Origin of the sequence: Bradyrhizobium sp. (assembly GCF_049581145.1) — a bacterium.
GTDB lineage: Bacteria > Pseudomonadota > Alphaproteobacteria > Rhizobiales > Xanthobacteraceae > Bradyrhizobium.
In genome coordinates this window covers 1-7757 of record NZ_JBAURI010001091.1, presented here as the reverse complement: position 1 = coordinate 7757, position 7757 = coordinate 1, and the positions used below count along the sequence as shown (strand labels likewise).

The following is a 7757-nucleotide window of genomic DNA, read 5'->3' as shown; positions in this document are numbered from 1 at the left end:
AGCGAGAGCCGGGGGTGCAAGCGCAAGCGTCGCGCTGAGCGCGCCAGCAATGAGGCAACTCAAGAGCTTATTGTTCATCGCAAATCCTCCAGGATCCGATTGCCGCGACGGATGCCGCCGCATCAAGAAGACGACCCAGGAGACCCGCATCATCCCGCGATTTCAAATGACTAATGCGACAGTTTCTGACACCTGAGTTAGCTTTGCCGCAGCGGCGCCATCGATCGTCTTGATTTCGCGCGAGCCAAGTCGCAAACCGCCTTATCTCGCGCGCGCATCGGGACGTATCCTTGGTTATGCTGCTTCGAACAGGATGAGCCATTCAGCGAGCGGGCCGCCTGTCGCGCCATCTGCCGCGTTGACCGCGCCGGCAAACCGCCGCAACATGCGGGCGTTTGGCCCGCATGGCGCAGCCCAAGGTAAAGTTCAAGGCACAGTCTATGACCGGACTATCGCATCGCCAGACAGAGATTCTCAACATCGCCCGTGCCTCCGGACGGGTGACTGTAGAGGACCTGTCGCGGCGCTTCGAGGTGTCGGCGCAGACCATCCGCAAGGATCTTAACGATCTCTGCGAGCAGCGTTCGTTGACGCGCATTCACGGCGGAGCCATCATCGCCTCCGGCGTGGAAAACCTCGCCTATGAGGCGCGTCGCTTCGTCGCCGCCGAGGAGAAGAAGGCGATCGGCGCGGCAGCCGCGGCGCGGATTCCGAACGGCTGCTCGCTGTTCATCAACATCGGCACCACCACCGAGGAGGTCGCGAGCGCGCTGACCTCGCACGAGGACCTGCTTGTCATCACCAATAACCTCAACGTCGCGATGTTGCTGTATCGCCATCCCCGCATCGAGGTGATCGTGGCGGGCGGCGCGGTGCGCCGCGCCGACGGCGCCGTGGTCGGCTCGACCGCGACACAGCTGATCAGCCAGTTCAAGGTCGACTATGCCATCATCGGCGCGTCGGCGATCGATGAGGAGGGCGCGCTGCTCGACTTCGACTACCGCGAGGTGCAGGCGGCGCAGGCGATCATCGCCAACGCGCGTAGCGTGATGCTGGTCGCTGACGCCACAAAACTTCGCCGCAGCGCCCCGGTCCGTATCGCTCAGATCAGCCAGATCCAGACTTTTGTGACGGATGCGGCGCTGCCGGCGGGGTTGGCAAACATCTGCCATAGCCGCGGTATCGAGGTGATAGTGGCGACGTCGAAGGTGGCGGGCGAGATCGACGAGGCGGACACCGAAACGGCGCCGATTGCGCTACGCCGCGTGTAGCCTTCGCGCTCCAGACGTCATCGCCCGACTTGTTCGGGCGATCCAGCAGCCCCCGGCGGGAGTCGTGGGAACGTCGGGCGCCACGGGTTACTGGATGCCCCGCTTGTGAGCGGGGCATGACGGCAGGGGGCAATTGCGCGACAGGTCCTTGGCGCGTCTGCGTCCCTCTCGATCGTCAAAGTCGGAGCCCCAGCCGCGACATCCGTCGCCATTTCCACTTGCTTTCGTTTCGCGTTGTGTTTTATTCCAAACCGAAAGCGAAATCGCCGAAATGAAGGCGATCCGTCGGGGGAAGCGTCGTTTGGATCGGATTTTCGACCTCGCGATCATTGGGGGCGGCGTCAATGGCTGCGGCATCGCGCGCGATGCGGCGGGACGCGGCAATACGGTTTTCCTTTGTGAAATGAACGATCTGGCGAGCGGGACGTCGTCCTGGTCGACCAAGCTCGTGCATGGCGGGCTGCGCTATCTGGAATATTATGAGTTCCGCCTGGTGCGCGAAGCGTTGATTGAGCGCGAAATCCTCTGGCAGATCGCGCCCCACATCATCTGTCCCCTGCGATTCGTGCTGCCGCATCACGCCGGCCTGCGTCCGGCCTGGCTGTTGCGGCTCGGGCTGTTCCTGTACGATCATATCGGCGGCCGGCATCTTTTGCCGCCGACCCGCTCGGTCGATCTGGCGAACGACGCGGTCGGCAGGCCGCTGATTGCCAAGCGCTACAGCAAGGGCTTTGAATACTCGGACTGCTTCGTCGACGATGCGCGCCTGGTGGTGCTGAACGCGCGCGACGCGGCCGATCGTGGCGCCGAGATCCGCACCCGCACCCGCGCGATCGGTCTGCACCAGGCCGACGGTATCTGGCAATTGACGGTCGAGGACGCGATCAGCGGCGCGCGCGCGATGATTCGCGCCCGCGTCCTCGTCAATGCCGGCGGCCCCTGGGTCGAGAATGTGCTGGCGTCGGGCGCCGGCGTCAACGCGCGCGCCAAGGTGCGGCTGGTGCAGGGCTCGCACATCGTGGTACGCAAGCTCTACGAGCATGACCGCGCCTACATGTTCCAGAATTCGGACGGCCGCATCGTGTTCGCCATTCCCTATCAGGACGACTTCACCCTGATCGGCACCACCGATCGCGACTATCACGGCGATCCGTCGCAGGTGAAAGCGACGCCAGAGGAGATCAAGTATCTCTGCGATTCCGTCAGCGAATATCTCTCAAAGCCGGTGACGCCCGAGGAGGTGGTCTGGACCTACGCCGGCGTGCGCCCGCTCTATGACGATGGCGCCAGCGAAGCCAAGGCCGCGACCCGCGACTACGTGTTCGAGCTCGACAGTCCCGGCGGCGCGCCGCTGCTGTCGATCTACGGCGGCAAGATCACGACCTATCGGCGTCTCGCCGAAGAGGCACTGGAACGGCTGTCGCCCTATTTGCGCAGCGCCAAGGCGCGCGAAGGCTGGACCGGTAAGTCGCCGCTGCCCGGCGGCGATCTCGACGTCTCGGCGCTGCCGGCGCTGACCGCGGAATTGCAGCGCAACTATCCATTCCTGACCCAGGAGCATGCCAACAGGTTGGCGCATGCCTACGGCACCCGTGCCGCGCGGCTGCTTGGCAGCGCCAAATCGCTCGCCGATCTCGGTGTGTCCTTTGGCGCGACGCTGACGGCCGCCGAGGTGAAATATTTGATGGCGTCGGAATGGGCGCTGACCGCCGACGACATCGTCTGGCGCCGCTCCAAGCTTGGCTTGCGGATGCAGACGGACGACATCGCCGCGCTCGACACCTGGATCGCCGCCAACCGGGCGCCGCTGCAAAATCCCGTGCTGGAAGCGGGGGCGCGGTCATGAGTATCGCGCTGGAAAACGTCACGCGCACGGTCGATGGCGTTCCGACCATTCGCGACGTGTCGCTCAGGCTAGAGCCCGGCACGCTGTCTGTGCTGCTCGGTCCGACGCTGTCGGGCAAAACCTCGATCATGCGATTGCTCGCCGGCCTCGACAAGCCGACCAGCGGCCGCGTGCTGGTCGATGGCAAGGACGTGACCGGCATCGACGTCCGCAAGCGCTCGGTCGCGATGGTCTATCAGCAGTTCATCAATTATCCCTCGCTGACGGTCTATGAAAACATCGCTTCGCCCCTGCGCGTGCAGGGCAAGCCCAGGGCCGAGATCGAGCGGCGCGTCAACGAGGCAGCAAAGCTGTTGCGGCTGGAGCCGTATCTGACCCGCACCCCGGTGCAGCTCTCCGGCGGCCAGCAGCAGCGCACCGCCATCGCCCGCGCGCTGGTCAAGGGCGCCGACCTCGTGCTGCTCGACGAGCCGCTCGCCAATCTCGATTACAAGCTGCGCGAAGAGTTGCGCGCGGAACTGCCGCGCATCTTCGAGGCGTCGGGTGCGATCTTCGTCTATGCCACCACCGAACCCTCCGAAGCCCTGCTGCTGGGCGGCCGCAGCGTCTGCATGTGGGAGGGCGAGGTTCTGCAGGCCGGCGAGACCGCAAAGGTCTATCGCCATCCCGACACCATCCGGGTTGCGCAGGTGTTTTCTGATCCGCCGTTCAACCTGGTCTGCGCCGAGAAGCGCGGCGCGATGATTCAATATGCCGGCGGCGTCGTGGCGCCGGCAACCGGCCTCTATGCGGGGCTTGGGGATGGCGAGTATCGCGTCGGCTTTCGCGCCCATCAGTTGGAGCTCGTCAACGGGCAACCCGGTCGCCACGCCTTTCCTGCGACCGTGACGGTCACCGAGATCACCGGCTCGGAAAGTTTCGTGCACTTGGCGCGCGAGTCCGAAAATTGGGTCGCCGTTCTGCATGGCGTGCACGAGTACGAGCCCGGCGTGACGCTCGATGCCGTGCTCGATCCCGATAACGTCTTCGTATTCGAGAGCGCGACCGGCCGGCTGGTCGCCTCGCCAGGTCAGGCGTGAGGGAGATGTCGCATGGCACGCATTGACCTCGTCGAACTCGCACATTCCTACGCCGGCAATTCTGCCGATCCGGAAAGCTTTGCGCTGAAGCCGGTGACCATGACCTGGCGGCAGGGCGGCGCCTATGCGCTGCTCGGGCCGAGCGGCTGCGGCAAGACCACGCTGCTCAATCTCATTTCCGGCATCGTCACGCCGTCCCGCGGCAAGATCCTGTTCGACGGCGTCGACATCACGCCGTTGTCGACCCAGAAGCGCAACATCGCGCAGGTGTTCCAGTTTCCGGTGATCTACGACACCATGACGGTCGGCCAGAATCTCGCTTTTCCGCTGAAAAATCGCGGCGTGCCCAAGCCTGAAATCGACGCGCGGGTAGCCGAAATTGCCCGCCTGCTGGATCTGACGCCGGACTTGCAGCGCAAGGCGACGCGGTTGACCGCGGATGCCAAGCAGAAGATCTCGCTCGGACGAGGCCTGGTGCGCTCCGATGTCGCGGCCGTCCTGTTCGACGAACCGCTGACGGTGATCGATCCCGAACTGAAATGGCAATTGCGCTCAAAGCTCAAGGCGCTGCATCGCGATCTCGATCTGACCATGATCTATGTCACCCACGACCAGACCGAAGCCCTGACCTTCGCCGATACCGTCGTCGTCATGCATGACGGTCGTGTGGTGCAGAGCGGCACGCCGGCGGAGCTGTTCGAGAAGCCCGCGCACACCTTCGTCGGCTACTTCATCGGTTCGCCCGGCATGAACATCGTGCCCGCCGAGGTCAAGGGGCGCGAGGCGCGGATCGACGGCTACACCATCGCGCTCGAGCGCACCTATGACCGGCTGCCGGCTGGCGCCAGGATCGAGATCGGCGTGCGCCCCGAATTCGTCGAGATCGTGCCGTCCGCGCCCGGGCTGCTGTCCGCCAATATCGAGCGGATCGACGATCTAGGCCGCGTCCGCTTTGCGCGCCTGCGCGTCGGCGACGCCAAATTCGCGGCGCGCGTGCCGGCGGCGTTCTCGAACCCAGGCAGCCCGGCGGCACTGAAGTTCGATCCGGCGCACGTGCATGTTTATGCCGACAGCCGCCTGGTCGAGGGAGCGGCCTGATGAGAAAGACCATCAACAACCGCGCCTGGCTGCTGGTCGCGCCGGTAATGATCGTCGTGCTGTTCTCGGCCCTGCTGCCGATGATGACCGTCGTCAATTATTCGCTTCAGGACGCGATGGCGGAGAATCATTTCTTCTGGAACGGTGATGCGTGGTTCCGCGACCTGCTGGATCCGCACACTGAAATCGGCAGCCGCTTTTCGGGCGCTCTCGAACGAAATCTGATCTTCTCATTTGTCGTTCTCCTGATCGAGGTGCCGCTCGGTATCGCGCTGGCGCTCTGCCTGCCGCGGCGCGGTTGGGCGGTCGGGCCGAGTCTGGTGCTGATTGCGCTTCCCATGCTGATTCCGTGGAACGTCGTCGGAACCATGTGGCAGATTTTCGCGCGCGCCGACATTGGCCTGTTCGGCGCCGCACTGAACGGCCTGGGTCTGGATTACAACGATACCCAGAATCCGGTGTCGGCCTGGTTCACGATCCTGGTGATCGACGTTTGGCACTGGACGCCACTCGTCATCCTGCTGAGCTACGCCGGGTTGCGTGCGATTCCCGACGCGTTTTATCAGGCGGCAAGCATTGATGCTGCCAGCCGCTGGTCGGTCTTTCTCAACATCGAATTGCCGAAGCTGCAACGCGTGCTCGTTCTCGCGATTCTGCTGCGCTTCATGCAGAGCTTCATGATCTATACCGAGCCCTTCGTCGTGACCGGCGGTGGACCCGGCAACGCGACGACCTTCCTCTCGATCGACCTGGTCAAGATCGCGCTCGGACAGGTCGACCTCGGCAGTGCGGCCGCGATGTCGCTGGTCTACTACCTCATCACGATCACCCTGTGCTGGATCTTCTTCACGGCGATGACCCAGCTTGATCTGTGGAAGGAGGCCTAGGATGAATCGCGGCGTTCTCCCGAAAATCGGCCTTGCGGTCTATCTTCTCTGCCTGCTGCTGCCGATCTACTGGCTGATCAACATGAGCTTGCGGACCAATGAGGACATCATGTCGGGCCTTGTGGTCTGGCCGCGGCATCCCTCGCTGGCCAAGTACTTCTTCATTCTTCACGATCCGACCTGGGTGCACGGGTTCCTGGTGTCGCTGACCTACGTTGCCATCAACACCGTGATCTCCGTGACGGTGGCGCTGCCGGCGGCCTATGCTTTCAGCCGCTATCGCTTCATCGGCGACAAGCACCTGTTCTTCTGGCTGCTCACCAACCTGATGGCGCCCACGGCCGTGTTTGCGATGCCGTTCTTCAATCTCTACTACGCCGTCGGCCTGTTCGACACGGTGTGGGCCGTGGCACTCGCGCATTGCCTGTTCAACGTGCCGCTCGCGGTCTGGATTCTCGAAGGGTTCATCAGCGGCGTGCCGCGCGAAATCGACGAGACCGCAGCGATCGACGGTTATTCGTTCCCTCGTTTCTTCGTGCGCATCTTCCTGCCGCTGATCGCCAATGGCGTCGGCGTCACGGCCTTCTTCTGCTTCATGTTCTCGTGGGTCGAGCAGCTGCTCGCCACCACGCTGACCGCGACGAATGCGCTGCCGTTCGCCGCGGTGATGTCACGCACCTATTCGGCCTCCGGGATGGACTGGTCGCTGCTCGCCGCCGCAGGCGTGCTGACCATGATTCCCGGCGCCCTCGTCATCTGGTTCGTCCGTAACCACATCGCCAAGGGCTTCGCCCTGGGCCGCGTTTAGGAGGCAGACATGTCGTTCGCGTGGATGGCCTGGACGCCGCAGACCGCGATCTTCTTTGCCCTCATCGCGCTGGCGCTCGTCATTCTGACCCTGCTTGCGATTTACCGGCCGGAGACGCCGCGCAAGGGCATTCTCGGGTTTCCGACCACGCGCGGCGACCGCTTCTTCGTCTCGCTGCTCGGCTCCGCATTCATTTTCATCCTGTGGATCCGCCTCGGCGGCGGCGAGCTTTGGTACGCGCTCGCGATCTGTATTCCGTTCGCCGTCGCGATGTTTCGTTTTGCGTGACTACAACTGCCCCGCGCGTTGTGTGCGGGGTTAAAAAAGGAGGGAAGGAAATATGGATATCAAGCGTCGTGACGTTCTCAAGGGGGTCGGCACAATCGCGGCAGCGGCCGCGGTCGGAGCGCCAGCGTTGCTCACGCCAACCGTGAGCTATGCGCAACAGGTCGATGCCGCCAAGACGTGGATCGATAACGAGTTTCAACCGTCGACGCTGAGCAAGGATCAGCAGATGGCCGAGATGGAATGGTTCATCAAGGCGGCGCAACCCTTCAAGGGCATGCAGGTCAGCACCGCTTCAGAAATTCTCGGCATTCACGAGTACGAGTCGAAGACGCTGACCAAGGCTTTCGCCGAGATCACCGGCATTCAAGTCAACCACGAGATGATGGATGAAGGCCTGATCGTCGACAAGATCTCGACGGAGATTCAATCCGGCAAGCCTATCTACGACTTCTGGATGAACGATTCGGACTTCATCGGCAC

8 protein-coding genes are annotated in these 7757 nt (G+C 63.3%); all 8 read left to right on the top strand.

Translation table 11 applies throughout. From position 1 onward, the window contains the following. The first annotated feature begins 440 nt into the window (after positions 1–440). Positions 441–1271: a DeoR/GlpR family DNA-binding transcription regulator gene (locus WCB02_RS35185; RefSeq protein WP_423965958.1), complete on the top strand. Its 831-nt coding sequence runs from the start codon at positions 441–443 to the stop codon at positions 1269–1271. Positions 1272–1542: 271 nt separating this feature from the next. Next, the gene (gene glpD / locus WCB02_RS35180; RefSeq protein ID WP_423965956.1) at positions 1543–3117 is read left to right on the top strand and encodes a glycerol-3-phosphate dehydrogenase; all 1575 of its coding nucleotides are present in this window, start codon (positions 1543–1545) and stop codon (positions 3115–3117) included. Further along, positions 3114–4196, top strand: a complete 1083-nt coding sequence (locus WCB02_RS35175; RefSeq protein WP_423965954.1) for an ABC transporter ATP-binding protein — start codon at positions 3114–3116, stop codon at positions 4194–4196. Before glpD ends, WCB02_RS35175 begins: the two co-directional genes overlap by 4 nt. A 12-nt stretch (positions 4197–4208) precedes the next feature. Next, positions 4209–5294 carry an ABC transporter ATP-binding protein gene (locus WCB02_RS35170; RefSeq protein WP_423965952.1) on the top strand — a complete coding sequence of 362 codons (1086 nt, stop codon included), beginning with the start codon at positions 4209–4211 and terminating at the stop codon, positions 5292–5294. Further along, entirely contained in the window at positions 5294–6181 is an 888-nt protein-coding gene (locus WCB02_RS35165; protein ID WP_423965949.1) for a carbohydrate ABC transporter permease, read from the top strand. The genes WCB02_RS35170 and WCB02_RS35165 overlap by 1 nt, the downstream gene beginning before the upstream one ends. Position 6182: 1 nt before the next feature. Beyond that, positions 6183–6989 (top strand): carbohydrate ABC transporter permease, encoded by an 807-nt coding sequence (locus tag WCB02_RS35160; RefSeq protein WP_423965947.1) that lies wholly within the window; start codon positions 6183–6185, stop codon positions 6987–6989. 9 nt (positions 6990–6998) lie between these two features. After that, the gene (locus WCB02_RS35155) at positions 6999–7277 is read left to right on the top strand and encodes a DUF2160 domain-containing protein (RefSeq protein ID WP_423965945.1); all 279 of its coding nucleotides are present in this window, start codon (positions 6999–7001) and stop codon (positions 7275–7277) included. 52 nt (positions 7278–7329) lie between these two features. Further along, positions 7330–7757, top strand: a 428-nt coding sequence (locus WCB02_RS35150) for a twin-arginine translocation signal domain-containing protein (RefSeq protein ID WP_423965943.1), incomplete at its 3' end; no start/stop codon positions are given.

What these genes read in the sequence shown, in the direction of transcription:
- WCB02_RS35185 (WP_423965958.1), top strand. Translation starts at nt 441, where the DNA reads ATGACCGGACTATCGCATCGCCAGACAGAGATTCTCAACATCGCCCGT.
- WCB02_RS35160 (WP_423965947.1), top strand. Translation starts at nt 6,183, where the DNA reads ATGAATCGCGGCGTTCTCCCGAAAATCGGCCTTGCGGTCTATCTTCTC.
- WCB02_RS35165 (WP_423965949.1), top strand. Translation starts at nt 5,294, where the DNA reads ATGAGAAAGACCATCAACAACCGCGCCTGGCTGCTGGTCGCGCCGGTA.
- WCB02_RS35155 (WP_423965945.1), top strand. Translation starts at nt 6,999, where the DNA reads ATGTCGTTCGCGTGGATGGCCTGGACGCCGCAGACCGCGATCTTCTTT.
- glpD (WP_423965956.1), top strand. Translation starts at nt 1,543, where the DNA reads ATGAAGGCGATCCGTCGGGGGAAGCGTCGTTTGGATCGGATTTTCGAC.
- WCB02_RS35175 (WP_423965954.1), top strand. Translation starts at nt 3,114, where the DNA reads ATGAGTATCGCGCTGGAAAACGTCACGCGCACGGTCGATGGCGTTCCG.
- WCB02_RS35170 (WP_423965952.1), top strand. Translation starts at nt 4,209, where the DNA reads ATGGCACGCATTGACCTCGTCGAACTCGCACATTCCTACGCCGGCAAT.